General features: G+C 71.0%; 23 protein-coding genes. 19 read left to right on the plus strand and 4 right to left on the minus strand.

Going from position 1 to position 26,074, the window contains the following annotated elements:
- Positions 1-116: 116 nt before the first annotated feature.
- From ACFY3V_RS35020 to ACFY3V_RS35055, 8 genes are all read left to right on the plus strand, one after another.
- Positions 117-1,124 carry a sugar phosphate isomerase/epimerase family protein gene (locus ACFY3V_RS35020; RefSeq protein ID WP_362517310.1) on the plus strand — a complete coding sequence of 336 codons (1,008 nt, stop codon included), beginning with the start codon at positions 117-119 and terminating at the stop codon, positions 1,122-1,124.
- A gap of 473 nt (positions 1,125-1,597) precedes the next feature.
- Positions 1,598-2,746 carry an inositol-3-phosphate synthase gene (locus ACFY3V_RS35025; protein ID WP_362903033.1) on the plus strand — a complete coding sequence of 383 codons (1,149 nt, stop codon included), beginning with the start codon at positions 1,598-1,600 and terminating at the stop codon, positions 2,744-2,746.
- Positions 2,746-3,639: an SCO3242 family prenyltransferase gene (locus ACFY3V_RS35030; protein WP_389779451.1), complete on the plus strand. Its 894-nt coding sequence runs from the start codon at positions 2,746-2,748 to the stop codon at positions 3,637-3,639. Before ACFY3V_RS35025 ends, ACFY3V_RS35030 begins: the two co-directional genes overlap by 1 nt.
- Positions 3,636-4,541, plus strand: a complete 906-nt coding sequence (locus tag ACFY3V_RS35035) for a sugar phosphate isomerase/epimerase family protein (protein ID WP_389779453.1) — start codon at positions 3,636-3,638, stop codon at positions 4,539-4,541. Before ACFY3V_RS35030 ends, ACFY3V_RS35035 begins: the two co-directional genes overlap by 4 nt.
- Entirely contained in the window at positions 4,538-5,149 is a 612-nt protein-coding gene (locus ACFY3V_RS35040) for an EboA domain-containing protein (protein WP_362903029.1), read from the plus strand. The genes ACFY3V_RS35035 and ACFY3V_RS35040 overlap by 4 nt, the downstream gene beginning before the upstream one ends.
- On the plus strand, positions 5,149-6,003 hold the full coding sequence (locus ACFY3V_RS35045; protein WP_350948864.1) for a TatD family hydrolase: 855 nt from the start codon (positions 5,149-5,151) through the stop codon (positions 6,001-6,003). The genes ACFY3V_RS35040 and ACFY3V_RS35045 overlap by 1 nt, the downstream gene beginning before the upstream one ends.
- On the plus strand, positions 6,003-7,130 hold the full coding sequence (eboE, locus tag ACFY3V_RS35050; RefSeq protein WP_350948856.1) for a metabolite traffic protein EboE: 1,128 nt from the start codon (positions 6,003-6,005) through the stop codon (positions 7,128-7,130). Before ACFY3V_RS35045 ends, eboE begins: the two co-directional genes overlap by 1 nt.
- The gene (locus tag ACFY3V_RS35055) at positions 7,127-8,503 is read left to right on the plus strand and encodes a nucleotide pyrophosphatase/phosphodiesterase family protein (protein ID WP_350948855.1); all 1,377 of its coding nucleotides are present in this window, start codon (positions 7,127-7,129) and stop codon (positions 8,501-8,503) included. The genes eboE and ACFY3V_RS35055 overlap by 4 nt, the downstream gene beginning before the upstream one ends.
- Positions 8,504-8,582: 79 nt before the next feature.
- Here ACFY3V_RS35055 and ACFY3V_RS35060 read toward each other — a convergent pair whose 3' ends face one another.
- On the minus strand, positions 8,583-9,179 hold the full coding sequence (locus ACFY3V_RS35060; protein ID WP_362903023.1) for an ABATE domain-containing protein: 597 nt from the start codon (positions 9,177-9,179) through the stop codon (positions 8,583-8,585).
- A gap of 57 nt (positions 9,180-9,236) precedes the next feature.
- Here ACFY3V_RS35060 and ACFY3V_RS35065 point away from each other — a divergent pair, with 57 nt between their 5' ends.
- Positions 9,237-9,647 carry a YybH family protein gene (locus ACFY3V_RS35065; RefSeq protein WP_389779457.1) on the plus strand — a complete coding sequence of 137 codons (411 nt, stop codon included), beginning with the start codon at positions 9,237-9,239 and terminating at the stop codon, positions 9,645-9,647.
- A gap of 81 nt (positions 9,648-9,728) precedes the next feature.
- Here the strand turns inward: ACFY3V_RS35065 and ACFY3V_RS35070 are convergent, their stop codons facing one another.
- On the minus strand, positions 9,729-10,883 hold the full coding sequence (locus ACFY3V_RS35070) for a cellulose binding domain-containing protein (protein ID WP_389779459.1): 1,155 nt from the start codon (positions 10,881-10,883) through the stop codon (positions 9,729-9,731).
- Between the two features lie 450 nt (positions 10,884-11,333).
- Here ACFY3V_RS35070 and ACFY3V_RS35075 point away from each other — a divergent pair, with 450 nt between their 5' ends.
- From ACFY3V_RS35075 to ACFY3V_RS35120, 10 genes are all read left to right on the plus strand, one after another.
- The gene (locus ACFY3V_RS35075; protein ID WP_362903017.1) at positions 11,334-12,449 is read left to right on the plus strand and encodes an exo-alpha-sialidase; all 1,116 of its coding nucleotides are present in this window, start codon (positions 11,334-11,336) and stop codon (positions 12,447-12,449) included.
- Between the two features lie 8 nt (positions 12,450-12,457).
- The gene (locus ACFY3V_RS35080) at positions 12,458-12,742 is read left to right on the plus strand and encodes a MoaD/ThiS family protein (protein WP_362903015.1); all 285 of its coding nucleotides are present in this window, start codon (positions 12,458-12,460) and stop codon (positions 12,740-12,742) included.
- Positions 12,743-13,110: 368 nt separating this feature from the next.
- On the plus strand, positions 13,111-13,200 hold the full coding sequence (gene kdpF, locus ACFY3V_RS35085; RefSeq protein ID WP_350948848.1) for a K(+)-transporting ATPase subunit F: 90 nt from the start codon (positions 13,111-13,113) through the stop codon (positions 13,198-13,200).
- A 16-nt stretch (positions 13,201-13,216) separates the two neighbouring features.
- Positions 13,217-14,878: a potassium-transporting ATPase subunit KdpA gene (gene kdpA / locus ACFY3V_RS35090; RefSeq protein WP_389779462.1), complete on the plus strand. Its 1,662-nt coding sequence runs from the start codon at positions 13,217-13,219 to the stop codon at positions 14,876-14,878.
- A gap of 53 nt (positions 14,879-14,931) precedes the next feature.
- A complete protein-coding gene (gene kdpB / locus ACFY3V_RS35095) occupies positions 14,932-17,043 on the plus strand; it encodes a potassium-transporting ATPase subunit KdpB (RefSeq protein WP_389779464.1) in 2,112 nt (703 codons plus the stop codon).
- Entirely contained in the window at positions 17,044-17,898 is an 855-nt protein-coding gene (locus tag ACFY3V_RS35100) for a potassium-transporting ATPase subunit C (protein WP_389779466.1), read from the plus strand.
- Positions 17,895-20,456 (plus strand): DUF4118 domain-containing protein, encoded by a 2,562-nt coding sequence (locus ACFY3V_RS35105; RefSeq protein ID WP_389779468.1) that lies wholly within the window; start codon positions 17,895-17,897, stop codon positions 20,454-20,456. Before ACFY3V_RS35100 ends, ACFY3V_RS35105 begins: the two co-directional genes overlap by 4 nt.
- Positions 20,457-20,596: 140 nt before the next feature.
- Positions 20,597-21,433: an aldo/keto reductase gene (locus ACFY3V_RS35110; RefSeq protein WP_389779470.1), complete on the plus strand. Its 837-nt coding sequence runs from the start codon at positions 20,597-20,599 to the stop codon at positions 21,431-21,433.
- Between the two features lie 199 nt (positions 21,434-21,632).
- On the plus strand, positions 21,633-22,061 hold the full coding sequence (locus ACFY3V_RS35115; RefSeq protein WP_350948842.1) for an Rrf2 family transcriptional regulator: 429 nt from the start codon (positions 21,633-21,635) through the stop codon (positions 22,059-22,061).
- A 127-nt stretch (positions 22,062-22,188) separates the two neighbouring features.
- Positions 22,189-23,136 (plus strand): sulfite exporter TauE/SafE family protein, encoded by a 948-nt coding sequence (locus ACFY3V_RS35120; protein WP_389779472.1) that lies wholly within the window; start codon positions 22,189-22,191, stop codon positions 23,134-23,136.
- A 183-nt stretch (positions 23,137-23,319) separates the two neighbouring features.
- On the opposite strand, the gene ACFY3V_RS35125 is transcribed toward ACFY3V_RS35120, so the two are convergent.
- Positions 23,320-24,747, minus strand: coding sequence for an Ig-like domain-containing protein (locus ACFY3V_RS35125; RefSeq protein ID WP_389779474.1), 1,428 nt, complete (start codon positions 24,745-24,747; stop codon positions 23,320-23,322).
- Between the two features lie 169 nt (positions 24,748-24,916).
- The gene (locus tag ACFY3V_RS35130) at positions 24,917-25,987 is read right to left on the minus strand and encodes an S-methyl-5-thioribose-1-phosphate isomerase (RefSeq protein ID WP_389779476.1); all 1,071 of its coding nucleotides are present in this window, start codon (positions 25,985-25,987) and stop codon (positions 24,917-24,919) included.
- Positions 25,988-26,074 lie beyond the last annotated feature (87 nt).

Raw genomic sequence — 26,074 nt, forward strand, 5'->3', positions numbered from 1 at the left:
ACCTCTGGTGTCGCTCCGGCTCCGTCGTTCGACGACGGGTTGAACGTCCAGCGCGTGCTGGCCGCGGTCGAACGCAGCGCCGACGACCAGAGCCGCCTTACATCTGTGGAGGGAATATGAGCAGGCCCATCACATTGTTCACCGGCCAGTGGGCCGACCTGCCGTTCGAGGAGGTCTGTCGTCTCGCCTCGGGCTGGGGATACGACGGCTTGGAGATCGCCTGCTGGGGCGACCACTTCGAGGTCGACAAAGCCCTCAGCGACGACGACTACATCCCCCGTAAGCAGGAGATGCTCGCCAAGCACAACCTGAGCGTCTACACCATCTCCAACCATCTCGTCGGTCAGGCCGTCTGCGACAGCCCCATCGACGCTCGCCACCAGGGCATCCTGCCCGCCCGCATCTGGGGCAACGGCGATCCCGAGCAGGTCCGCCGCAACGCGGCCGAGGAGATCAAGAACACCGCCCGCGCCGCCGCCAAGCTCGGCGTCGACACCGTGGTCGGCTTCACCGGCTCCTCCATCTGGCACACCGTGGCCATGTTCCCCCCGGTCCCGCCCCAGATGATCGAAGACGGCTACGCCGACTTCGCCGACCGCTGGAACCCCATCCTCGACGTCTTCGACGAGGTCGGCGTCCGCTTCGCCCACGAGGTCCACCCCAGCGAGATCGCCTACGACTACCACACCACCGTGCGCACCCTGGAGGCCATCGGCCACCGCCCCGCGTTCGGCCTCAACTGGGACCCCTCCCACATGGTCTGGCAGGAGATCGACCCGGTCGCCTTCATCCTGGACTTCGCCGACCGCATCTACCACGTCGACTGCAAGGACGCCAAGGTCCGTACCGGCGACGGCCGCCGCGGCCGGCTCGCCTCCCACCTGCCCTGGGCGGACCTGCGTCGCGGCTGGGACTTCGTCTCCACCGGACGCGGCGACGTGCCCTGGGAGGACTGCTTCCGAGCCCTCAACGCGATCGGCTACAACGGGCCGATCTCCATCGAGTGGGAGGACGCGGGGATGGACCGTCTGGACGGCGCCCCCGACGCCCTGGAGATCATCCGCAAGCTGAACTCCATCACCCCGCCCTCCACCGCCTTCGACGCTGCTTTCTCCTCCGACTGAGTCGGCCGGCCCCAGGTCTCGGGACCGAGAGCCTGGGGCCTTCCGACCGGGAGGATCCTCCGGCCGAGGACTTGGCAACGGGAAGCTCCGGCCGGAACTCTGAGGAACAGGAATCGGACAGGAGCTCGGGCCGTAATTCTCGGCCCGGGTCCTCGGCCGATGTCTCTGACAGGAATCCCTGACTTAATTTCATGAGTTGTTTTCATGAGTTGAGCTGGTCTGGCGGAAACACATGGCCCTGAGGCATATATCCGTAATATCCGCATAACGTACGATTCCTTGCACAAGCGGGTCGGACCGTCAGGTTCGGCCCGTCGCGGGGTCGTCTCCTTCGTTCTAACGACCACGTAGTACCCGCCGATGACATCCCCTCCGACCGGACGGCCGCGACGGATGCCACCGGCGCCGCCCGGCCCCGGCCGGGCGGATGAAAACCGTCATCCCCCAGGAGTCGACTCACCACAGGAGGCCAGATGCGTACGGGAGTGTGGCTGGTAGGAGCACGAGGCTCCGTCGCCGTCACGAGCGTCATCGGAGCGCTGGCGGTACGCGCCGGTCTCGCCCAGCCGACGGGCTGCGTCACGGAGCTCCCCCAGTTCCGAGGCGCAGGACTGCCAGGGCTGGGAGACCTGGTGTTCGGCGGGCACGACATCGTGCCGACCCCGCTGGAGAAGAAGGCGGCCGCGCTGGCCGGAGCCGGGATCGTACCGGCCAGGCTGCTCGAACCCCTGCGCGACGAGCTCGCCAGGGTCGAGGAGAACCTGAGGCAGGTGCCGGCCGCCGAGAACCAGGCCGCGACCGCGGAGCTGATCGGCGCCGACATCACCGAGTTCCGGCTGCGGCACGGTCTGGAACGGGTCGTCGTCATCAACGTCTCGACCACCGAGCCCGCCCCCGAGCCGCGTCCGGCCCACGCCGACCTGGAGCTGCTGGAGTCCGAGCTGGCGGCCTCCAGGAACCTGCTGCCGCCCAGCGCCCTGATGGCGTACGCCGCCTTCCGCGCGGGCTGCCCCTACCTGGACTTCACCCCCTCGACGGGCGCAAGGCTGCCCGCCCTGGACCGGCTCGCCGACCTGATGGGGCTGCCGTACGGGGGTCACGACGGCAAGACCGGCGAGACACTCGTCAAGTCGGTGCTCGCCCCGATGTTCGCCCAGCGCAATCTCCGGGTTCGCACCTGGTCGGGGATGAACCTCCTCGGCGGGGGAGACGGCGCCAACCTCGCCGACCCCGCGGCCAACGCCGCCAAGGCCGCCAGCAAGCAGCGGGTGCTGGGCGAGACGCTCGGCTACACCCCGCAGGGCGAGACCCGCATCGAGTACGTGGAGGACATCGGCGACTTCAAGACCGCCTGGGACCTGGTCACCTTCGAGGGGTTCCTGGGGACGTCCATGCGCATGGAGTTCAGCTGGCACGGCTGCGACTCCGCCCTCGCCGCGCCGCTGATTCTGGACCTGGCGAGGCTCACGGCGGCGGCACACCGTCTTGGCCGCACCGGGCCGCTGGGCGAGCTGGCCTTCTTCTTCAAGGACCCGCTCGGCGAGGCGCCGCACGCGCTGGCCGACCAGTGGCGGGTGCTGCTCGCGTTCGCCGACACCCTCGGCGAAGGGGAGCGGGTCTGATGCCGTCGCCGCGCGACCTCGCGGAGCTCGTGCGCGCCCCCGCCGCCCTCTCCGTCCCCGGTGACGTCGTCGCGGGAGCCGCCGCCGGCCAGGTGCTGGGCGGTAGGACCCTCGGGCTGGCGTGCTCCTCGGTCTGCCTGTACTGGGCGGGAATGGCCGCCAACGACTGGGCCGACCGTCACCTGGACGCGGAGGAACGCCCGGAGCGGCCGATCCCCTCGGGCCGCGTGTCGCCGGGCGCCGCGCTCGGCGTGGCCGCGGGGCTCACCGCCGCGGGCCTGGCGGCGGCCGGGCTCTCCGGCGGTCGCCGAGCCCTGGCGGTCGCCGTCCCGCTCGCCGCCGCCGTGTGGTCGTACGACCTGGTGGCCAAGAACACGGCGGCGGGACCGCTGGTGATGGCGCTCTGCCGAGGCCTCGACGTGCTGCTGGGTGCGACCCCGGGACGGAGCGTCGCCGACGCGCTGCCCTCGGCGCTCACCGTCGCCGCCCACACCTACCTGCTCACCGCGCTGTCGCGCGCCGAGGTGTCCGGCTCGGACCGGAGCCTGCCCGCGGCGACCCTGGCCGGCACCGTCGCGCTCGCCGTGGCCACCGCCCTGGGACGCGGCGACGCCTCGCCCACTCCGCAGAGCGCGCGTGCGGCGCGGGTGGTGCGGGCCGTGCAGGCGGGACTGACCGGCTGGTACGCCGCCAGGTTCGGCATGTCCCAGGCTCAGGCGGTCGCCGAGCCCTCGGCCACCCGGTTGCGGGCCGCCGTCGGCACCGGCATCGTCGCGCTGCCCGCCCTGCAGGGCGCGCTCGTCGCCCGCAGCGGCGCCACCCGTGAGGGGATCGCGGTCGCGGCGGCCGTCCCGCTCGGCCGGGCCCTCGCCAGGAAGGTCTCTCCCACATGAGCCCCGATGGCACCGAGACGAGCGCTGAGACAGGCACCGAGACGAGCACCGAGACGAGCGCCGGGCTGAGGTTCGGCTACGGCACCAACGGGTTCGCCAACCACCGGCTGGACGACGCGCTGCGGGTCATCGCGGACCTCGGCTACCAGGGGGTCGCCCTCACGCTCGACCACGACCACCTGGACCCCTACGAGGAAGGGCTGGCCCGCAGGGTCGCGGCCGCGGCCGACCTGCTGCGCGATCTCGGCCTCGGCGTGGTCGTCGAGACCGGCGCCCGCTACCTGCTGGACCCCTGGCACAAGCACGCCCCCACGCTGCTGCATGACGAGCGCGAGAAGCGCCTGGACTTCCTGAACCGGGCGGTCGCGATAGGTGCCGACCTGGGAGCCGAGGCAGTGTCGTTCTGGGCGGGTGTGCGCCCGGAGACGGTCGACGAGGCCACGGCCTGGGCCAGGCTCGTCGACGGCTGCGCCCGGCTCGCCGAGACGGCCTCCGCCGCCGGTGTGCCGCTGGGCTTCGAGCCCGAGCCCGGCATGCTCGTCGAGACGATCGCCGGATGGCGCAAGCTGCACGCCGAACTCGGCGAACCGCCGGGGTTCGGCATCACGCTGGACATCGGCCACTGCCGCTGCCTCGAACCGGATCCGGTCCCCGACTGTGTCACGGCCGTCGCCGCGCACCTGGTCAACGTGCAGATCGACGACATGCGCCGAGGGGTGCACGAGCACCTGGAGTTCGGCGAGGGGGAGATCGACTTCCCGCCCGTGCTGCGTGCCCTCGCCGGCTGCGGCTACCGGGGCCTGGTCGCGGTCGAGCTGCCCCGCCACTCGCACGCCGCCCCCCAGGTGGCCGCCCGATCCCTGAGCTTCCTGCGCACCGCCGCCGAAGGGACGAACGCATGACCTCCGAACCCAGTAACCAGACGGACAGCCTGCTGGCGGCGCTCGGCCAGGAGTGGCTCGCCGACGCGCGCGCGAGCGTCGCCGCCAAACCGGGGAGTGTCACCCGGCACTTCGCCGCCGCGGGCCGTCGCGCCGGACGGGCGCCGTTGCCGGACGCGCCCGGCTGGAGTGCCGACGAGGCGGCGAGGGCCGTCCTGCTCGCCGCGCTCCCGCCGGAGGAGGTGGCCGGGCAGGCCGCCGACCTCTACCGGTACGGCGACGCCGACGAGAAGCGCGCCGTCCTCAAGGCCCTGCCGATGCTGCCCGTCGGTGCGGAGGCGGTACCACTGCTGCTCGACGCGATCCGCACCAACGACACCCGCCTCGTGGCCGCCGCACTCGGCCCGTACGCCCGCCACCTCGACCAGACCATGTGGCGGCAGGCGGTACTCAAGTGCGTGTTCATGGGTGTGCCGCTCGCCGCCGTGGACCGGCTGGAGGAGCGGGCCGACGCCGAGCTGGCCGGGATGCTGGCCGCGTTCGCCGAGGAACGCACCGCCGCCGGACGCGACGTCCCCGCGGACGCGACCGCACTGCTCGACCGTCTGACCAGCGAGAAGGAGGCATGATGCGGATCTTCGACCCGCACATCCACATGACGTCACGCACCACCGACGACTACGCCAGAATGGCCGCCGCCGGGGTGCTCGCCATCGTGGAGCCCGCCTTCTGGCTGGGCCAGCCCCGTACCAACCCCGGCTCGTTCACCGACTACTTCGACTCGCTGATCGGCTGGGAGCCGTACCGCGCGGGGCAGTTCGGCATCGCGCACCACGCCACCATCGCGCTGAACCCCAAGGAGGCGGGGGACCCGCGCTGCCGGCCCGTGCTCGACCTGCTCCCGCGCTACCTGGAGAAGGACCGGGTCGTCGCGGTCGGCGAGATCGGCTACGACTCGATGACCCCCGAGGAGGACGACGCCTTCGAACGGCAGCTCGCGATGGCCGTCGACCACGAGCTGCCCGCGCTCGTGCACACCCCGCACCGCGACAAGGCCGCCGGCACCCGGCGCACCCTCGACGTCGTCGCCGCCTCGGGCATCGAGCCCGGACGGGTCGCCGTCGACCACCTCAACGAGGTCACCGCGGGAATCGTGCACGACTCGGGCTGCTGGATGGGCTTCTCCATCTACCCCGAGACCAAGATGTCGCCGCCCCGCATGGTGGAGATCCTGCGCGAGCACGGCCTGGAGCGGGTGCTGGTCAACTCCGCCGCCGACTGGGGCGTGTCCGACCCGCTGCTCACCCTGGAGACCGGAAAGGCGATGCTGGCGGCCGGGTTCAGCGAGGACGACGTCGACCGGGTGCTCTGGCGCAACCCCGTGGAGTTCTACGGCCAGTCGGGACGCCTGGACCTTTCCGAGGTCGCCGGGGCGCGGGAGGCGACCTTCGAGGGCAGCTCCATCAAGCGCGGAGGGTCTTGATGCGGCTGCTTCACCCCGGTGGGCGGGCGTTGCACCTGAGCTACTGCACCAACGTGCACCCGGCGGAGGACCTCGGGGGCATCGTCGGGCAGCTCGACACCTACGCGGTGCCGATCCGTGCCCGCCTCGGCGCCGACGTGCTCGGGCTCGGGCTCTGGCTGGCCGCGCCCGTCGCCGCCGCGCTCGCCGCCGACCCCGGGCTGCTGGCCGGGTTCCGCCGTGAGCTGGACGCGCGGGGACTGGAGGTCGTGACGCTCAACGGCTTCCCCTACCGCTCGTTCCAGGACCCGGTGGTCAAGCAGGCGGTCTACCACCCCGACTGGACCACTCCGGAACGGCTCACCTACACCCTCGACCTGGCACGCGTCCTGGCCGCCCTCCTGCCGGACGACGCCGCGAGGGGGTCGATCTCCACGCTCCCGCTCGCCTGGCGCGACCCGTGGGACGAGGACATGTCCCGCCTCGCCACGCGCAGGCTCGACGAGCTCGCCACCGGGCTCGCCGCCGTCGAGTCCGCCACCGGCCGTGTCATCCGGGTGGCGTTCGAACCCGAGCCCGGCTGCGTGGTGGAGACCACCGACCAGGCCGTACGCGCGCTGTCCGGTGTCGACACCGACCGGCTCGGCATCTGCCTGGACCTCGCCCACCTGGCGTGCGCCTGGGAGCGGCCCGCCGACGCGCTGCGCCGGTACGCCGAGGCCGGACTGCCCGTCGTCAAGGTCCAGGTCTCCGCGGCACTGGAGAGCGACGACCCGGAGACCCTGCGCGAGTACGTCGAGCCGCGCTTCCTGCACCAGACCCGCAACGCGGCCGGCGACGAGGCCGACGACCTCGACGAGGCGTTCGAGCGGAAGCTGCCAGGACCGTGGCGGGTCCACTACCACGTGCCCCTGCACGTCGCGCCGCAGGCACCGCTCGGCACCACCGTGCCGGTGCTCCGCGAGGCCCTCGCGGAGCTGGTCGGCGGTCCCGAGCCGCTCTGCGACCACTTCGACGTGGAAACCTACACCTGGGGGGTACTGCCGCCCGCGCTGCGCCCGCAGACCCCCGACCGGCTCGCCGCGGGCATCGCCGACGAGCTTGACTTCGCCCGCGCCGCGATGCGCGATCTGGGAGTGAAAGCATGACATCGTTGCTCGTCCTCGACGTGGTGGGACTGACCCCGAGGCTGCTGGCGCACATGCCGAGGCTGCGCGCCGTCGCCGACGGCGGCTTCCAGGCCGAACTCGGCACCGTACTTCCCGCCGTCACCTGCTCGGCCCAGTCGACCTTCCTCACCGGCGTCGCGCCCACCGAGCACGGCGTCGTCGGCAACGGCTGGTACTTCCGCGAACTCGGCGAGGTGTTCCTGTGGCGCCAGCACAACGCGCTGGTCGGCGGGGACAAGCTGTGGCACGCCGCCCGCCGCGAGCGGCCGGGCTTCACCGTGGCCAACGTGTGCTGGTGGTACGCGATGGGTGCCGACGTCGACTGGACGGTCACCCCCCGGCCCATCTACCGTGCCGACGGGCGCAAGGACCCCGACTGCTACACCTACCCGCCGGGCCTGCACGAGGAGCTCACCGGCAAGCTGGGCACCTTCCCGCTGTTCACCTACTGGGGGCCGGGCGCGGGGATCGCCTCCTCCACCTGGATCTGCCGCGCCACCGAGCAGATCATGAAGGACCACAACCCCGACCTGACCCTGGCGTACGTGCCGCACCTGGACTACGACCTGCAGAGGTTCGGCCCGTCCGACCCGCGCTCGGCCGCGGCCGCCTCCGAGCTCGACACCGTGCTCGCCCCTCTGCTGGACGCCGCCGCCGCGCGCGGGACCACCGTGGTGGCACTGTCGGAGTACGGCATCACCGACGTCTCCCGCCCGGTCGACATCAACCGGATGCTGCGGACCGAGGGCCTGCTCGAGGTCTACACCCAGGACGGCATGGAGTATCTCGACCCCTGGACCTCCCGGGCGTTCGCCGTCGCCGACCACCAGGTGGCCCACGTCTACGTGGCCGACCCCGCCGACATCCCGGCCGTGGCCAAGCTCTGCGCGGGCCTGCCCGGAGTCGCCGAGGTGCTCGACGAGGAGGGCAAGGCGAGGAACGGGCTGGCGCACCCCCGGGCGGGGGAACTCGTCCTCGTCTCCGAGCCCGACGCGTGGTTCACCTACTACTACTGGCTCGACGACACCCGCGCCCCCGACTTCGCCAACCTGGTCGAGATCCACCGCAAGCCCGGCTACGACCCGGCGGAGCTGTTCTTCGACCCCGCGGATCCCGGAGCCGCCAAGCGCCGCGCCGCCATGGCGCTGCTGCGCAAGAAGACCGGCATGCGCTACACGATGAACGTCGTCGGCCTCGACGCGGGCGCCCGTGCCATCCGAGGCTCGCACGGTCGTCTGCCCGACAACCCCCTCGACGGCCCGGTGCTGCTCTGCTCGGATCCGTCCGTGGCCAGCGACCGGATCGCCGCCACCGAGGTCAAGGACCTGCTGCTCCAGCTCTCCCTGCGCTGAGCGGCACCTAGACGGCGCCGCCCGCCTGTGCCTTACACCCCCCGGGCGGGCGGCGCTTTCCACCTTCCCGCCTTTCCCGTCAGCTCGCGGGACGGCGGTCACGGCGGGTGCGGAGCTTGTGGCGGTTGCCGCAGCGGTCCATCGAGCACCAGCGTCGCGCCCCCGGACGGGAGGTGTCGAGAAAGAGCAGCGGGCAGCGCTCGCCGTCGCACACCCTGATCCGGTCGAGGGCCGGCCCGCCGAACACCTCGACGGCGTCGCGGGCCGCGGCGGAGAGGAACTGCGTCCCGGTGACGGGCAGGGCCCAGGAACGCTTCAGGCCGGGGCCGATGACCGGGATGGGCGGCGGCGCCGCGGCGGCCTCGTTCAGCGTGGCGAGGTCGGCCTCCGCGAAGGCGCGCGAACCCGAGGCGGCGGTCGCGGCGAGTCGCTGGAGGGCGGCGCGCAGGCGGAGGACCGCGGCGAGGTCGTCGGCGGAGACCTGGACGAGGTCGCCGAGGCCCGCCCTGGAGAGCGGTATCCAGGCGGCGAGGTCGTCGGGTGTGTGCAGCCGCTCCCACTTCGCGAGCCCGCCCTCGCCTCCGGTGACGAGAAGCTCCAGGCACAGCGTGCCGGCGTCGAACCTGAAGCGCTGCCCGCCGAGGGAGCCGAGCTCCATCACGTTTGCCAGGTTCATGGGTCGAGTGTAACACTGACACCGGTTAAACAGGTGTCAGTGGGAGGGAGTGCGGCGATGAGCCCCGAGCGTGAGCAGGCCGAACGTGGGTCGATCGAGCGTGAGCTGATCGAACTGTCCGAGCGGGCCTGGGAGGCGAACAGGAACGGCGACGCGGAGTTCTACGACCGCCTCCTCACCGAGGCACCGCTGAGCGTGTCGCAGTGGGGGATCGTCGACGACCGGGAGGCGATCCTGAAGGGGTTCGCCGAGAACCGCAACCCGTACACGCGTACGGATCTGAGCGACCACCGGGTGATCGTCCTGGGTGACGGCAGCGCGACGCACACCGTCACCGTGGAGATCGACGTGCTCGTCGGCGGCACGGAAAAGCAGACCATGAGGGTCTTCGCCACCACCGCGCTGACCCGCCGCGACGGCGAGTGGCGGGCCGCCCTGTTCCAGATCAGCCCGGCCCCCACCGGCTGAGACACGTTCCTGTCCGGAGATGCCGACGAGCGGCGTCTTCGCGTGGGGCGCGGTCCACGCGAAGACGCCGCTCGGAGGCGGTCAGCCGACGCCGCAGTCCCTTCCGTCGAGGCTGAAGCGCACGGGGGTGGGCGCGGGACCGCTGTGGGAGGCGACGAGTCCGACCTGTGCCGTCGAGCCCGCGGGGATGACCCTGTTCCAGTTCTCGCTCGTGGCGGTGAGCCGTGAGCCGGTCTGGGTCCAGCCCGCGGACCAGCCGGAGACGAGGCGTACGGCCGATGTCGGGTAGTCGATCGTCAGCCTCCAGCCGTCGAAGGCGGTCGTGCCGACGTTGCGCACGGTGATCTGCGCGCTCAGCCCGGAACCCCACGTCGTCGCGTGGTACGACACCGTGCACGACGGAGGCAACGGGCTGGGGGTGGGGGAGGGGAGACCGCCCCTGGCGAGGGCCGACAGCGGATCCGACGGAACGCTGAGGTTGCCGGCCGCGTCCCTGGCGACCACGACGTAGGTGTAGCGCTCCCCGATGACCAGGCCGGATTCGCCGGAACTCTGGTACGAGGGATGGGTGGTCGTGCCGACCTTGACATATCCCGTCGCGGTCTCGCGGTAGACGTCGTACGCTGTCACCGCCACGTTGTCGCTCGACGGCTGCCAGCAGAACGCGACGCCCCGGTAGTCCCACGGACAGGGTTCGTTCAGGCCGGTCGGCTTGGACGGGGGCACGCGGTCGCCCGGCGGAGGGCTCGGCGAGGCGCTCGGCGTCATGCCGACCGTCGCGGACACCGTGATCAGAGCGGAGGGCGGGCTGATGTTTCCCGCCGAGTCCCTGGCCACGACGTACATCGTGTACAAGCGGTTCAGTTCGCCCGAGAAGCCGCCGACCGTGCCGGTCGTGGTGGCGACGAGGACGAAGCCGTCGACCCCCAGGCGGTACAGGTCGTAGCCGGCGACCCCCGTGTCGTCCGTCGAGGGATTCCAGCAGATGGAGGCGTAACCGGTCGAGGTGGGGATGCCCGGAACCGGGCAGGGCCGCGTTCCGGTGGGACGTGTCGGTGGCGTGGTGTCGTCGGCCGCCCCTGCCGGAACGGCGGAATTCGGGGCGTTTCTCGCCGGGGCGGCGGCCAGGGCCGTCTCTCCGGCCGGGCCGATCGTCGGTGCCGCGATGAGTAAGGCCAGGGTGAGAAGTCCGAGGGTGAGGAGGACCGCCCCCAGGGATCGCCTGCCGGATTGCATGATGCCCCTATCGGATCGCGTCGGCGTGTGACCCCCCCGCAGGGATTGTGAACCACTTCCGGCATCCCGTAAAGCGGTCCGGTCCGGTGCGCCTCGGTCTTCGGCCCGGTCTGTCGGACGAACCGAGGTGAGGGTGTGGGCGAGGGCGGCCAGTGGGCCGTCACACGACCTTGCTGGGGAAACCAGACCTGAAGAGAAGCGGTCACCCGGCTGCGATACCCGGTCAACGTTCGGAGACAGGCCACCAGCGGCGGTTATTCGTCGTTCGTGGCCCCTGCCTGCCGTTCCGGCGAGTGTCGGCGGCGGTTTTGTCGGTGGGCTGTCGTAGCGTCGGTGCCCACGACCGTGGCGGGTGTGTCGCGAGCGGAGTCGACTCCGAGCCCGGCCGGACGATCGGGAGTGTGGCGCGGTGCCGGCACGGGTCGGCGCCGGGATCGGAAAGGAGCCCCGGTGAGTGGTGTACGAGTGCTGGTCGGCACGCGCAAGGGCGCGTTCATCCTGACGTCGGACGGCAGACGCGAACGGTGGGACATCAGCGGCCCCCACTTCGGGGGCTGGGAAATCTACCACCTCACGGGATCCCCCGCAGACCCCTCCCGCCTCTACATGTCGCAGTCCGGCGGCTGGTTCGGGCAGCTGATCCAGCGGTCCGACGACGGCGGCGCGACCTGGGAGCCGGTCGGCAACCAATTCCAGTACGACGGCGTCCCCGGCACCCACCAGTGGTACGACGGCACGCCGCACCCGTGGGAGTTCACCCGGGTCTGGCACCTGGAGCCGTCGCTCACCGACCCGGACACGGTGTACGCGGGTGTCGAGGACGCCGCCCTGTTCCGTTCGGCCGACGGCGGGCAGAGCTGGCAGGAGCTGCCCGGGTTGCGCGAGCATCGCTCGGGGCCCTCCTGGCAGCCGGGTGCCGGTGGGATGTGCCTGCACACGGTCGTCGCGGACCCGCGCGATCCCGGGCGTATCACCGTGGCGATCTCGGCCGCGGGCGTGTTCAGGACCGACGACGCCGGCAAGAGCTGGCAGCCGAAGAACCGGGGGCTGAGCTCGGAGGGCATTCCCGACCAGGACGCCGAGGTCGGCCACTGCGTCCACCACATCGCGATGCACCCTTCGCGTCCTGACGTGCTCTTCATGCAAAAACACTGGGACGTGATGCGCAGCGACGACGCCGGTGAGTCGTGGCATGAGATCAGCGGCGACCTGCCCAGCGACTTCGGGTTCCCGATCGCCGTCCACGCGCACGAGCCGGACACCGTCTACGTCGTCCCGATCAAGAGCGACTCGGAGCACTACCCGCCGGAGGGAAGGCTGCGCGTCTACCGCAGCCGGACGGGCGGAAACGAGTGGGAGCCGCTCACCAGGGGTCTGCCGCAGAGCCACTGCTACGTCAACGTGCTGCGGGACGCGATGGCCGTCGACTCGCTGGACTCGTGCGGCGTCTACTTCGGCACCACCGGCGGGCAGGTGTACGCCTCGGCCGACTCCGGCGACAACTGGACGCCCATCGCCAGGGACCTGCCGGCCGTGCTGTCCGTCGAAGTCCAGACGCTGCCATGATCCGCGTCGTGCTCCCGGCGCATCTGCGCAACCTCGCGAGCACGGAAGGCGAGGTGGAGCTCCATGTTCAGGGGCAGGTGACGCAGCGTTCGGTCCTCGACGCGCTTGAGGCCCGCTACCCGATGTTGCGCGGGACGATCCGCGACCACGTCACGCAGCGGCGCCGCCCCTTCGTACGGTTCTTCGCCTGCGAGCTGGACCTGTCCCATGAGCCGCCGGACACCCCGCTGCCCGAGCCGGTCGCGACGGGCGCCGAGCCGTTCATGGTCGTGGGGGCGATGGCGGGCGGGTAGGCGCGGGGGAGGAGGGTGGTCCGCCTCCCCTGTGGTCGCGGTATCGAGGGTGACTGCACGGAGCGGACGCTCGGCTCCACGTGCCGGGGGCCGGCGGGCCGCACGCGAGACAGGGGACGCGTTCGTCCGGGAGGTGGCCCGGGGCTCGCGTAGGGAAGGCGTCAAGTCTTGGCACCGGGGCGTATGGAACCCGTCAAGACGCGCGGGAAGCGCGGAAAACGGCGGTTTCCTTGCGTATGCCTCACCCGTCGGGTGATGGCGGACAAACCCCGGATGCGAGGAGTGGGGATGGCTGACGTCATCTTCGTCGCCCTGACGATCGCGGTCTTCGCGATCCTCGGGCTGGCCGTCAGAGCGGTGGAACGGTTGTGAGCGCCGTCAACGCCGTGGGTCTGGTCGTGGTCGCCGCCCTGGTGGTCTTCATGGTCGCGGCCCTGCTCTTCCCGGAGCGCTTCTGATGAGGGAGCGCTCCTGATGTCCTCGACCACGGCGGGGATCTGGTTCATCGGATCCCTCGTCGCCGCCCTCGCGCTGGTCCACCGGCCGCTGGGCGACCACATGTACCGCGTCTACACCGGTACGAGACATCTCGCCGCCGAACGCGTGATCTACCGGCTCGTGGGTGTCCGGCCGGACGTCGAGCAGAGGTGGGGCGTCTACGCCCGAGCCCTGCTGGCGTTCTCGGTGACATCCGTCCTGTTCCTCTACGGTCTGCAGCGGCTGCAGGACAGGTTGTTCCTGTCGCTGGGGCTCGCTCCGGTGCCCGACCACGTCGCCTGGAACACCGCCGTCAGCTTCGTCACCAACACCAACTGGCAGGCCTACCCGGGTGAGTCGACGATGGGCTACCTGGTGCAGATGTCCGGTCTGGCGGTGCAGAACTTCGTGTCCGCCTCGGTGGGCATGGCGGTGGCGATCGCGCTGGTTCGCGGCTTCGCCCGCAGGAGGACCGAGGAGATCGGCAACTTCTGGGTGGACCTGGTCCGCGGCGTCGTCCGCGTCCTGCTGCCGCTCGCCCTCGTCGGCGCGGTCGTGCTGCTGGCGGGTGGCCTGATCCAGAACTTCACCTCCCCACATGAGGTGACCACCCTGACCGGCGGCACCCAGACGATCACCGGTGGTCCGGTGGCCGGTCAGGAGATCATCAAGGAGCTGGGCAACAACGGCGGCGGGTTCTACAACACGAACTCGGCCCACCCGTTCGAGAACGCCACCGCCTGGACCAACTGGTTCGAGATCTTCGTGATCCTGCTGATCCCGTTCGCGCTGCCCCGCACGTTCGGCCGCATGGTCGGCGACCTCCGGCAGGGCCACGCGATCGTCGCGATCATGGGGACGCTCGCGCTGGCGAGCGTCGCGCTGCTGACCGCGCTGGAGACCGCCCACGGCGGCACGGTCCCGCAGGCGGTGGGCGCGGCGATGGAGGGCAAGGAGGTGCGCTTCGGCGTGCCCGACTCCGCCACCTTCGCCGCGGCCACCACGCTCACCTCCACCGGAGCGGTCAACTCCTCCCACGACTCGTTCACCGCGCTCGGCGGCATGCTCACGATGTTCAACATGATGCTCGGCGAGGTCGCCCCCGGCGGCGCGGGCGCGGGCCTGTACGGCATGCTCGTCCTCGCGGTGATCACGGTTTTCGTGGCCGGCCTCATGGTCGGCCGCACCCCCGAATACCTGGGCAAGAGGATCGGCTCCCGCGAGATCAAGTTCGCCGCGATGTACTTCCTGGTCACGCCGCTGCTCGTGCTGACCGGCACGGCGCTGGCGATGGGCTCGGCCGAGCGGCGGGCGAGCATGCTCAACGGCGGCCCGCACGGTTTCTCCGAGGTGCTGTACGCCTTCACCAGCGCTTCCAACAACAACGGCTCCGCCTTCGGCGGCCTCAGCGCCAACACGCCGTGGTACGACGTCGCCCTCGGCCTGTGCATGGCCTTCGGCCGCTTCCTGCCGATCGTCTTCGTTCTCGCCCTGGCCGGATCCCTGGCGGGGCAGGCACCGGTGCCCGTCTCCGCGGGCACGCTGCCCACGCACCGCCCGCAGTTCGTCGGCATGGCCGTCGGCGTGACGGTGATCCTTGTCGCGCTGACCTTCCTGCCGGCCCTGGCGCTCGGCCCGCTCGCGGAGGGAATCCAGTGACGCCCCGGACGCTCGAAGTGCGGGGCCCCGCCCCCGCACCAGGGGAGGGAAAGGTGGGCGGCGGCCTCCTCGATCCCCGGCAACTGCTCACCTCGCTTCCGGAGGCGGTCAGGAAGCTCAACCCGGCCACGCTCTGGCGCAACCCGGTGATGCTTATCGTCGAGGCCGGCGCGGCCTTCACCACGGTGCTCGCCGTGCTCACCCCGTCGTTCTTCGCCTGGGCCACCGTGGTCTGGCTCTGGCTCACGGTGATCTTCGCCAACCTGGCCGAGGCGGTCGCCGAGGGGCGCGGCAAGGCCCAGGCGGCCACGCTGCGCGCCGCCAAGCGCGACACCACGGCGCGGCGGCTGCGCGGACGCGACTCCACCGGCTGGGACGTCGTCGGAGCCTCCGAACTGCTGCGGGGTGATTTCGTCGTCGTGGAGGCGGGGGAGATCATCCCCGGTGACGGCGACGTGGTCGACGGCATCGCCTCGGTGGACGAGTCGGCCATCACCGGTGAGTCCGCCCCGGTCATCCGCGAGTCCGGCGGCGACAGGTCGGCGGTGACCGGCGGCACGAAGGTGCTGAGCGACCGGATCGTCGTCCAGATCACCCAGCGGCCCGGCGAGAGCTTCATCGACCGGATGATCGCCCTGGTCGAGGGCGCCGACAGGCAGAAGACGCCCAACGAGATCGCCCTCAACATCCTGCTCGCGGCCCTGACGATCATCTTCCTGGTCGCGACCGCGACCATGCAGCCGCTGGCGATCTACGCCAAGGCCCAGAATCCCGGCGTACCTGACTCACTCGCCCTCACCGGGGACGGTGTCACCGGTGTCGTGCTGGTCGCGCTGCTGGTGTGCCTCATTCCGACCACCATCGGGGCGCTGCTCTCGGCGATCGGCATCGCCGGCATGGACCGGCTCGTGCAGCGCAACGTTCTCGCGATGAGCGGCCGCGCGGTCGAGGCCGCGGGAGACGTCAACACCCTGCTGCTGGACAAGACCGGCACCATCACGCTGGGCAACCGGCAGGCGTCGGAGTTCCTCACCGCCCCCGGGGTCTCCGCCGACGAGCTGGCCGCGGCCGCGCAGCTGGCCAGTCTCGCCGACGAGACCCCAGAGGGCCGTTCCATCGTGGTCTACGCCAAGCAGGCGTACGGCCTGAGGGAGCGCGGGCCGGGAGAGCTGGCGGGTGCGGAGTGGATCGGGTTCACCGCGCAGACCCGGATGAGCGGGGTCGACCTCGACCGTCGCCGGATCCGCAAAGGTTCCGCCACCGCCGTCATGAAATGGGTACGCGAGCACGGCGGTCACCCCACCGACGAGGTCGGCGGCATCGTCGACGCGGTCTCCGGCTCCGGCGGCACCCCGCTGGTCGTCGGGGAGGTCACGGGGGAGGCCGGGAACGCCGGGGGCACTGGGGACGCAGTGGGCAGGGCGCGGGTCCTGGGGGTCGTCCATCTCAAGGACGTCGTCAAGCAGGGCATGCGCGAACGCTTCGACGAGATGCGCAGGATGGGCATCCGCACCGTCATGATCACGGGCGACAACCCGTTGACGGCGAGGGCGATCGCCGGCGAGGCGGGCGTGGACGACTTCCTCGCCGAGGCCACGCCCGAGGACAAGCTCGCCCTGATCAGATCGGAGCAGGAGGGCGGCAGGCTGGTCGCGATGACCGGAGACGGCACCAACGACGCGCCCGCGCTCGCTCAGGCCGACGTCGGGGTGGCGATGAACACCGGCACCTCGGCCGCGAAGGAGGCCGGCAACATGGTCGATCTCGACTCCAACCCGACCAAGCTCATCGAGATCGTCGAGATCGGCAAGCAACTGCTCATCACCCGCGGCGCGCTGACGACCTTCTCGATCGCGAACGACGTCGCCAAGTACTTCGCGATCATTCCCGCGATGTTCGCGGCGGTCTACCCGGGCCTGGACGCGCTGAACGTCATGCGCCTGTCCAGTCCGCAGTCGGCGATCCTGTCCGCGGTCGTCTTCAACGCGGTCGTCATCGTGGCGCTGATACCGCTCGCCCTGCGGGGCGTGCGCTACCGTCCCTCCAGCGCGTCGAGGCTGCTCAGCCGCAACCTCTACGTCTACGGTCTGGGCGGGATCGTCGTGCCCTTCGTCGGCATCAAGTTGATAGATCTGATCGTCCAGTTTCTTCCGGGGATGTCTTAAATGGAACGCCTGCCCAGCTGGATCCTCCGGCATCTTGCCGCGCTCCGCGCGCTGCTCGTCCTCACCCTCGTCACCGGGGCCTTCTACCCGCTCGTGGTCACCGGCATCGCCCAGACGGTGTTCCACGCCGGCGCCAACGGCTCCCTCGTCCAGAAGGACGGAAAGGACGTGGGAAGCGCGATCGTCGGCCAGAGCTTCACCGGCGCCGACGGCAGACCGGTCGGCCGCTACTTCCAGAGCAGGCCGTCGGTGGCCGGTGCCGGCTACGACATGCTCTCCACCGCCGCGAGCAACCTCGGGCCCGAGGATGTCGTGGACGTCCTGCCCGTCCCCGGGACGAACGGTGGGGAGGGCAGGCGGAGCCTGCTCACCCAGGTCTGCGCCCGCTCCAGGGCCGTCGGGGAGCTGGAGGGGGTCAGTGGTGCCCGGCCGTACTGCGCGCCCGACGGGGTGGGCGCCGTGCTGAAGGTCTTTCCCGTCGCGGGCATCCCCTCCCGGGTCGTGAGCGTGAACCAGGCCTGTCCCGCGAGCCCGTTCGTCGCCGAGTATCGTGGTGTGAGGGTCGAGTGCGGCAGGCCGGGCGAGGACTACGCGGCCGGGCGCACCGTCCCGGTCCGCGGCACGGCGAGGGCCGTGGTGCCCGCCGACGCGGTCACCGCCAGTGGTTCCGGCCTCGACCCGCACATCTCCGTCGCGTACGCCGACCTTCAGGCACCCCGGGTGGCCAGGGAGCGCGGCCTGCCCGTGGAGACGGTGAGGGGACTGATCATGGAGAACACCACCGGCCGTCCCCTCGGCTTCATGGGCGAACCGGCGGTGAACGTCCTCGAACTCAACCTGGCCCTCGACCGATGAGCAGGGGGCGAGGGCGGCTGCGCGTCTATCTCGGGGCGGCCCCGGGTGTCGGCAAGACGTACATGATGCTCTGCGAGGGGCACCGCCGCCTCGCGAGGGGCACCGACGTCGTCGTGGGCCTCGTCGAGACCCACGACCGTCCCCGCACCGCCGAGCTGCTCGACGGCCTGGAGACAATCCCGCGCAAGAGCATGGTCCACCGCGACAGCGTGTTCACCGAGCTCGACGTGGACGCCGTCATCGCCAGGAGGCCCAGGGTGGCCCTGATCGACGAGCTGGCCCACACCAACGTGCCGGGCTCGCGCAACGCCAAACGCTGGCAGGACATCGAGGAGATCCTGGAGGCGGGCATCGACGTCATCTCCACCGTCAACATCCAGCACCTGGAGTCGCTCAACGACGTGGTCAAGGAGATCACCGGGGTGGCCCAGCGCGAGACGGTGCCCGATGAGGTGGTGCGCCGCGCGGACCAGGTGGAGCTGGTGGACATGGACCCGGAGGCGCTGCGGCGGCGGATGGCGCACGGCAACGTGTACGCCCCGGAGAAGGTCGACGCGGCACTGTCGAACTACTTCAGGGCCGGCAACCTGACCGCGTTGCGTGAGCTGGCGCTGCTGTGGGTGGCGGACAAGGTCGACGAGCAGCTCGACCGCTACCGCGCCGATCACGGCATCGCGGGCACCTGGGAGGCGCGCGAGCGCGTCGTGGTCGCGCTGACCGGTGGCCCGGAGGGCGACGCGCTGATACGGCGGGCCGCCAGGGTCGCGGGCAGGGGCCAGGGGGCCGACCTGCTGGCCGTGCACGTCACACGCTCCGACGGCCTGGCCGGAGCCGACCCCGCGAGCACGGCCCGTCAGCGCACCCTGGTGGAGGACCTGGGCGGCACCTACCACCAGGTCGTCGGCGACGACGTACCGACCGCACTGCTGGACTTCGCGCGCGGCGTGAACGCCACCCAGCTGGTGCTGGGGGCGTCCCGGCGTGGCCGGTTCGCCCAGATTCTCTCGCGGGGGGTCGGGGTGACCACGACCGCGCGCTCCGGGTCCATCGACGTTCATATGATCACTCACGACGAGGTGAAAAGGACACGTGCCCGCGCTCCGTCACGGGCCGCGCTGACCCGCACCCGCCGGGTGGCGGGCTGGCTCCTCGCGGTTCTCGGGCTGCCGCTCCTGACACTGGCGCTGCAGCCCTTCCGCGGCGCCGTGAACCTGCCGAGCGACATACTCCTCTTCCTGCTCATGGTGGTCGTGGTCGCCCTGGTCGGCGGCATGTGGCCGGCCGTTACCGCCGCCGTGCTCGGCTTCCTGCTGCTCAACTACTTCTTCACCGCGCCCGTCGATCGCCTCGCCGTCGCAGCCCCGGAGAACCTGTTCGCGCTGAGCGTCTACGTCCTGGTGGCCGTCATGGTGAGCGCGGTCGTGGACGTCGCCGCCCGCCGTACCCGGGAGGCGGCCCGCGCCCGCGCCGAGGCGGAGGTCCTCTCCACCCTGGCCGGGCACGTGCTCCGCGGCGAGCACGCGCTCGCCTCGCTGCTCGCCCGCCTGAGGGAGACCTTCGCGCTGGCCTCGGTCACCATGCTGGAACGCGTCGGCGAGCAGGGACCCGACGACCAGTCCGACCCCGAGGCGTGGCGGATCGTGGCCACCGCCGGTGACGCGCCCTGCACCTGCCCGGGATTCGCGGACACCGACGTCGTCGTCGACGAACGGCTCGTCCTGGCCATCCGGGGCAGGCTGCTGGAGGCGTCCGACCGGCGGCTGCTGGAGGCGTTCGCCGCAGAGGCGGGGGTGGCGCTGCGGCAGGACCGGCTGGCGCGGGAGGCGGAGCGGGTCAGGCCGCTCGCCGAGGCCGACAGGATGCGCACCGCGCTGCTCGCCGCGGTCAGCCACGACCTGCGCACCCCGCTCGCCTCGGCGAAGGCCGCCGTGGAGAGCCTGCGCAACACCGGCGTCGACTGGTCCGCCGAGGACAGGCGGGAGTTGCTCGCCACGGCGGACGAATCCCTGGTCAAGCTGGACCGCCTGGTCACCAACCTGCTCGACATGAGCCGCCTGCAGGCGGGAGTGCTCGGGCTGGCACTGGAGCCGACCGCGTTCGAGGACGTCGTGCCACGCGCCGTCGACGACCTCGGCCCGCTGTCCCGGCGGATCGAGGTGGACCTCTCCGACGATCTGCCCGAGGTCGTCGCCGACCAGGTGCTGCTGGAACGAATCCTGGTCAATCTCATGTCCAACGCCGTCCGCCACAGTCCCGAGGGCCGAAACGTCCTCGTCACGGCCGGCGAGTACGGCGACCAGGTGGAGCTCCGCGTCGTCGACCGGGGGGCGGGCATCCCGCGTGACGCCTACGGCCAAGTCTTCATGCCCTTCCAGCGGCTCGGGGACCGCGACAACCACACCGGCGTCGGCCTGGGGCTCGCGCTCTCCCGAGGGCTCGCCGAGGCGATGGCCGGCACCCTGCTGCCTGAGGAGACACCGGGCGGCGGTCTCACCATGATCCTGACACTTCCGGTTTCCTCCCCCTCGCGACCGCGCCCCCCGGAGGAACGACGGTGACTCGTGCCCCACCGCAGTGGAACGAGGCTCGAGGGCTGTTTTCCGGCGTCTCCGCGTACTGGGCCGATAGGACTCGCACCCGAACTCCCCGCCGCGCCCCGGTGACAGTCGGTAGGGGGCTGCGTGGAAGGCTGTCAATCATGACTGTTCTGGACATTCCAACGGTGAAACTGGTCAACGGCGCGGACATCCCGCAGGTCGGCCTGGGAACCTGGCCCATGTCGGACGCGGAGGCGGAGATCGCGGTCGCCGCCGCCGTCGAGATGGGCTACCGGCTGGTGGACACCGCCCACGCTTACTACAACGAGACCGGGGTGGGGCGTGGGCTGCGGGCCTCCGGCGTGCCGAGGGAGGAGCTGTTCGTCACCACCAAGCTGCACGACGAGTGGCACGGATACGACGCCGCGCAGGAGGCATACCAGGCCAGCCTGGACCGGCTCGGCCTCGACTACGCCGACCTCTACCTGATCCACTGGCCGCGGCCGCGCAAGGATCGCTACGTGGAGGCGTGGAAGGGCATGGTCAAGCTGCTGAGGGACGGCCGCGTGCGGGCGATCGGCGTGTCGAACTTCAAACCGGCCCACATCGAGCGGCTGCTGGCCGAGACCGGCGTGGTGCCCGACGTGAACCAGATCCAGCTCAACCCGTTCCTCACTCGCGACGAGCCCCGGGCCTACAACGCCGAGCACGGGATCGTCACCCAGTCCTGGAGTCCCATCGGGCGAGGGGGCGACCTGCTGGAGCATCCGGTCGTCACGGCCGTCGCCGAGCGGCACGGCAGGACCCCCGCCCAGATCGTGCTGCGCTGGCACATCGAACTCGGGCTGATCACCGTGCCGAAGTCGTCCAGTTCCGACCGGATAAGGGGCAACGCCGACATCTTCCACTTCACCCTCACCTCCGAGGAGGTCGCCGAGCTGTCCGCCCTCGACCGGGGTGAGGCCGCCGCGATCGACTCGGACGCGGCCGACGGCTGACCTCATCGGACCTCGGCGAACCTCACCGCCTCGCTGACCCCTCGCCCGCCGGTCAGGTGTCGCCGCCCGCGGCGACCGGGTCTCGCGCAGCCACGAGAATATTTCACGGTTAACCTGTAGAGATAGTAGATTTAATCGAGACCAGCCCGTATGAGGTCGGCGGCCGGAGGCAGAGGCGCACTGTCGGGGGGACTTTCGGATGCACGTCACGGCTCGGAGCGACTACGCCATAAGAGCGATGCTGGTCATCGCGCTGAGCGATCCCGACCCGGTCAAGTCGGAGACGATGGCCCAGGCGCAGGAGATCCCGGCGAGTTTCCTGCGCGGCATCCTGACCGATCTGCGCCGCGCCGATCTCGTCTTCGCCCAGCGGGGGCACGAGGGCGGCTTCACGCTCGCCCGGCCGCCCGTCGACATCTCGGTCGGGGACGTGCTGCGCGCGGTCGGCGGCGAACTGACCTCGGTGAGGGGAGTGCCGGCCGGTGACGTCGCCTACTTCGGAGAGGCGGCGCGACTGCGAACCGTGTGGCTGAACATCGAGACCTCGATAAGCGCCATCGTCGACACCGTCAGCCTGGCGGCCCTCCTGACGCCGGCGACCCGGACCGGCGGTCGGCGCAGGGGGTGACCTCGTGCGTGGGACGAAGATTCCCATCCTTTGAGACGCCTTGCTTGAAACGTGACTTGACGTCGCCTTGGCCTTCATTCACCATAATTCCTATCAACAGAGTGGGAAAAATAGGAAGGAGGGCGTTGTGCGTGCGCTCATCCTCTTGGGCCTGGTCGGCTTCGCGGCGCAGCTCGTCGACGGAAGCCTCGGCATGGCCTACGGTGTCACCTCGACGACTCTGCTCCTGGCCATAGGTACCAACCCCGCCGCCGCCTCGGCCACCGTCCACCTCGCCGAGATCGGCACCACCCTTGCCTCCGGCATCTCCCACTGGCGCTTCAACAACATCGACTGGAAAGTCGTCGCCAAGATCGGTGTTCCCGGCGCGATCGGCGCGTTCGTGGGAGCCACCTTCCTGTCCGGCCTCTCCACCGAGGTCGCGGCTCCGATCATGTCGATCATCCTGCTCACGCTGGGTGTCTACGTCCTGATCCGCTTCACGGCCTTCGGCCTCCCGCGCGGCAACCTGGGCAAGCCGCTCCGCAAGCGCTTCCTCGCCCCCCTCGGCCTGGTCGCCGGGTTCGTCGACGCCACCGGTGGTGGCGGCTGGGGCCCCGTCGGCACCCCGGCGATCCTCGCCAGCGGCCGCCTGGCGCCGCGCAAGGTGATCGGTTCCATCGACGCCAGCGAGTTCCTGGTCGCCATCGCCGCCAGCGTCGGTTTCTTCGTCGGCATCGGCTCCGAGAACATCGACTTCTCCTGGGTCGCCGTCCTGCTGATCGGCGGCGTCATCGCGGCTCCCATCGCCGCCTGGCTCGTCCGTCACATCCCGCCGCGCATCCTGGGCTCCGCCGTCGGCGGCATCATCGTCCTGACCAACATCAGGACCCTGCTGCGCAGCGACTGGATCGACGCCTCCGGCGGCGTCCAGTCCGCCGCCTACATCGCCATCGCCGTCCTGTGGGCCGCCGCCATCGCCTACTCGGTCCGTGAGTACCGCCGTGACCGGGACAACGAGACGGTCGAGGCGATCGAGGAGGAGGAGAAGAAGCGCCGCGCCGCGGAGCAGGAGACCGCGGGCACCGTGAGCTGACCCGGGCGGCGCCCTCCGGCGCACCGCACGCGTGAAGGCCCCTCTCGCACGAAGCGAGAGGGGCCTTCACGCGTTTGCGCCCGCCCGGTCCTCGTCCTGAGGTCGCGCGCGACGGTCAGGACTCCGAGAGGGGTGGGGCGGCCGGTCTGTTCGCGGTACGTGTCCCCGGGACGCCGCCCGCCTTCACGGGCTCTTGGTCATGGGCAGGCAGGGCGGCGTCTGGAACACCACGCCGTCCAGGAAGTTGCCGGCCGTCGGGGAGCCTCCCGCGGCCGACACCGACTCGAAGGCGAATCGTGTGGTGGTCTGTCCGGGAGGGACGACGTACGTCCCGGTGTACTGGCGCCAGGCGGTGTTGTCGTCGGAGATGTCCGGGGAGGAGGCCCCGGCGGGGACCTGGGCCACGGTCGCGCCCGGTGCGCCGATGAGCACCCGCATCACGTCGGTACCGAGACGGCCCCGATGATAGAGCGACCAGGTCATCGGTGTTCCCGGAACGGTGGGCAGGTCCTGATAGAGGGTGGAGACCTGGTTGGCGTTGAGCTCGGCGAACTGCCGGCCCTCGGCGGCCGGGATCCCGCTCGCGCCGCCGGGCCAGAACTCCAGCTTGTTGTCGGTGGCGGTGGTGCGCCAGCCGACGGCAGGGTTGACGGAGGCGTCGGAGATGGACCAGTCGACCGTGGCCACGGGCGGAGCCTCGAAGCCTCCGTTGACCAGGCTGACCGGTGTGTAGGCGCAGGTGACCGTGACCGTGACCGTGGCGGTGCTGGTTCCGCAGGCGGTGGTGATGGTGTAGGTGAAGGTGTCGGTGCCACCGAGGTTCGCCGCGGGTGTGTAGACCACGGTGCCACCGGAGATCGTCGCGGTGCCGTTGGCGGGCTGGGTGACGCCGCTGATCGTCGGTGAGGTCGCGGTGTCGTTGGCCAGGACGGGAACGCTGACGGCCGTGCCCTGGCCGGTGGTGGCGGTGTCGTCGGTGGCCCTGGTGGGTGAGATGGACTGTCCGGTGGCGATCTGGATCGGGGGGGCGGGTGTGTTGTTCCCGAGCTGGCCCGGCGCGGCGATGACGCTGCTGATCCCGGTCGGCCGGATGGTCATCGCTCCCCCCGCGGTGCCCTGCCTCACCTGGAAGGTGATCACCTTCGCGGGCGGGTCGGTCTTGGTCCCCGAGGAGGCGATCGTCAGGGTGGTGCCACTGATGGTGCCGGTCCCCGACTGGCCGATGACGTCGGCGTAAGCGAGCAGCGACGACAGATCCCAGGTGGTGGTGTAGCGGCTGACCAGCAGCGGCCACTGGGCCGTGCGGTGCGCCAGTGTGAGGGTGAAGATGCCGCCCGGTGCGATCTGTCCGCCCCACAGGGGCGGGGAGGTGACGACCGGGACCGACCCGCTGCCCAGCCTCATGCCGAGCGCGTTCTTCCAGTAGTAGTCCACGGGGTAGGTCGCCTGTCCCTGCCGGACGCACGGCGCGGCGGCTCGTTTGACGTCCTGGCGCGCGGTGGCGGTGGCATGCGCACCGGTGTCGGCCGTCGCGGGTGTCCCCGGTACGGCCAGCAGCGCCAGCAGGGCGCAGGCCAACGCGGTGAGCGCGGATCTGGATCGTTGTGACACCAACGTCGAACTCCCGTTCTGTCGTGAGGGATGTCCTCGTAGATCAACTTCACAGCGCACACTACTCTCTGTGGTCGATCTGCCGCGTTAGGTGTTCACGTGGCTTCCGTGTCGCGTCCGGCGTACGGCGTCGGCACCGCGGACGGGACCGCACCCCGGGCCGGAACGGCTACAGCGGGTGGGCCGGGGCGTCCGCCGGCGGACGCCCCGGAGGGCCGAAGTGCTCCGACACGCGCTCGGCGGGGTAGGCGCCGTTCTCGGTCACGATTCTCGTCACCAGGTGCGGCGGGGTGGCGTCGAAGGCGGGATAGTGGCCGGTCACGCCCTCGCCCGCGGTGCGCGTCCCCAGAACGTGCAGGACCTCGTCGCCGTTCCGCCGTTCGATGACGACGTCGTCGATACCCGGTGCCCGCGGATCGGGTGCCGGGATCACCACGTAGTACGGGACGTCGAAGGCGCGGGCGGCGAGTGCCACCCCGAGGGTGCCGACCTTGTTCACCACGTGCCCGTCCATCGTCACCCGGTCCGCCGCGGTCAGCGCCACGTCGGCGAGCCCGTCGGACAGTACCGAGGCGACCATCCCGTCGGTGATGAGGGTGGGCCGGTAGCCCATCTCCACGAGTGTCGGCGCGGTCAGCCGTGCCCCCTGCAGGTAGGGCCGGGTCTCGGTGCAGATGAACTCCAGTCGCTTGCCCGCCTCCTGAGCGGCCTCGACGGTGGCTATCAGGTAGGCGTCCGCCCAGCAGTGGGTGAGGACGCGGGCGCCGTCGTCGAGCAGCGCGGCCGCGTGCCTGCCCATGGCCGCGCTGCTCGCCAGGTAGGCCGCGTCGTGCTCGGACGCCGCCCGGGTCACGGCCTCCACCAGCTCGTCCCCGCAGGCCTGCGGCAGTGGCCCGTTCACCGTGGCGGCGAGGACGGCCTCCACGGCGTCGCGGATGTGGTTGTTCGTGGGCCGGGTCGCGATCAGCCGGTCGCCCGCCTCGCGCAGCCGCGCCGCGGCCCGGCCCGGCGGCTCGCCCCGCGCCTCGCGGGCGGCCAGTGTCATCCCGGCGGTCGCCGCGAACGAGGGGCCGGTGCTCTGGGTGACCATCCGCTCGATGGCCACCGCGACGTCCTCGCTGGTGGCACAGCGCACCCAGCGGTGCTCGAAGGGATAGACCCGGCGGTCGAGGATCTCCACGGCGTCCTCGGTGATCCGGACGGAGTCCGCGAGGACAGGGCGCCTTCGGGTCGTGCTCATGAGACCTCCAGCGGGGGATCGGGCGGTCTGCCGCCGTTCTGCTCGCCACACCGGACGCCGCTCGGCGTCACCGCCGCCACCGCGTCC

The sequence above is a fragment of the Streptosporangium sp. NPDC000095 genome, from assembly GCF_042899335.1.
GTDB lineage: Bacteria > Actinomycetota > Actinomycetes > Streptosporangiales > Streptosporangiaceae > Streptosporangium.

Coding starts and splice junctions, on each gene's coding strand:
- ACFY3V_RS35020 (WP_362517310.1), top strand. CDS start 117: ATGAGCAGGCCCATCACATTGTTCACCGGCCAGTGGGCCGACCTGCCG.
- ACFY3V_RS35025 (WP_362903033.1), top strand. CDS start 1,598: ATGCGTACGGGAGTGTGGCTGGTAGGAGCACGAGGCTCCGTCGCCGTC.
- ACFY3V_RS35030 (WP_389779451.1), top strand. CDS start 2,746: ATGCCGTCGCCGCGCGACCTCGCGGAGCTCGTGCGCGCCCCCGCCGCC.
- ACFY3V_RS35035 (WP_389779453.1), top strand. CDS start 3,636: ATGAGCCCCGATGGCACCGAGACGAGCGCTGAGACAGGCACCGAGACG.
- ACFY3V_RS35040 (WP_362903029.1), top strand. CDS start 4,538: ATGACCTCCGAACCCAGTAACCAGACGGACAGCCTGCTGGCGGCGCTC.
- ACFY3V_RS35045 (WP_350948864.1), top strand. CDS start 5,149: ATGCGGATCTTCGACCCGCACATCCACATGACGTCACGCACCACCGAC.
- eboE (WP_350948856.1), top strand. CDS start 6,003: ATGCGGCTGCTTCACCCCGGTGGGCGGGCGTTGCACCTGAGCTACTGC.
- ACFY3V_RS35055 (WP_350948855.1), top strand. CDS start 7,127: ATGACATCGTTGCTCGTCCTCGACGTGGTGGGACTGACCCCGAGGCTG.
- ACFY3V_RS35060 (WP_362903023.1), bottom strand. CDS start 9,179: ATGAACCTGGCAAACGTGATGGAGCTCGGCTCCCTCGGCGGGCAGCGC.
- ACFY3V_RS35065 (WP_389779457.1), top strand. CDS start 9,237: ATGAGCCCCGAGCGTGAGCAGGCCGAACGTGGGTCGATCGAGCGTGAG.
- ACFY3V_RS35070 (WP_389779459.1), bottom strand. CDS start 10,883: ATGCAATCCGGCAGGCGATCCCTGGGGGCGGTCCTCCTCACCCTCGGA.
- kdpA (WP_389779462.1), top strand. CDS start 13,217: ATGTCCTCGACCACGGCGGGGATCTGGTTCATCGGATCCCTCGTCGCC.
- ACFY3V_RS35100 (WP_389779466.1), top strand. CDS start 17,044: ATGGAACGCCTGCCCAGCTGGATCCTCCGGCATCTTGCCGCGCTCCGC.
- ACFY3V_RS35105 (WP_389779468.1), top strand. CDS start 17,895: ATGAGCAGGGGGCGAGGGCGGCTGCGCGTCTATCTCGGGGCGGCCCCG.
- ACFY3V_RS35110 (WP_389779470.1), top strand. CDS start 20,597: ATGACTGTTCTGGACATTCCAACGGTGAAACTGGTCAACGGCGCGGAC.
- ACFY3V_RS35115 (WP_350948842.1), top strand. CDS start 21,633: ATGCACGTCACGGCTCGGAGCGACTACGCCATAAGAGCGATGCTGGTC.
- ACFY3V_RS35130 (WP_389779476.1), bottom strand. CDS start 25,987: ATGAGCACGACCCGAAGGCGCCCTGTCCTCGCGGACTCCGTCCGGATC.